General features: G+C 44.5%; 1 protein-coding gene. It reads left to right on the forward strand.

The features are described from left to right. Positions 1-44 precede the first annotated feature (44 nt). Positions 45-634: hypothetical protein (locus ACFSVM_RS25795; RefSeq protein WP_379265436.1), on the forward strand; the 590-nt coding region annotated here is incomplete at its 3' end.

Here is a 634-nt window from a genome sequence, read left to right on the forward strand (position 1 = left end):
TATATAGGGTGCTTTTTTCATGCCCTTAAACGGGAGGTGAGACATTGCAAACAGTAGCAACCAGCCTTCAACTGTTCGATAATTTTTCGAAAATTTTGAACCGCGTCAATCAGGCTGTTGAAACCACTACGAAACATATGGATAAACTGCAACATGCCATGAATGGGAATATCGATATGGACATCGATACGACCAGCGCTGCAAGAAAGATGGATTCAATGATCAGTAAAGCCGATTCACTTGGTAACTCTATGGAGTCGAGCGCTGCTGACATGAGTCGAAGTTTCAGTAAGGTTAACCAGAGCCAAGAAAGTATGCTTTCTACTCAAAATAGGGTTAACAACTCGTTACGTACTGGATCAAGGGAAGCTGAAGGAATTGTCGATCAAATTAAAGGGATTGCGGCTGCCTATTTATCACTGCAAGCTGCATCCGGATTTCTTGGTCAAACCCTTGGCGGAGCCATGGAGCAGATTAGTTTTATGGATACCTTCACGGCACGATCAGGGAGCGAGGCACTTGGTCAAGCAATATACGATGAGATTACAAAACAGGCCCTAAAAGCTGGGCAAAGTGTAAATGAGGCGCTATCTGGTTCGATGTCGTTCATGTCGAACACGATGGACCCGAAACA

Origin of the sequence: Paenibacillus shunpengii, assembly GCF_042684905.1 — a bacterium.
GTDB lineage: Bacteria > Bacillota > Bacilli > Paenibacillales > Paenibacillaceae > Paenibacillus > Paenibacillus shunpengii.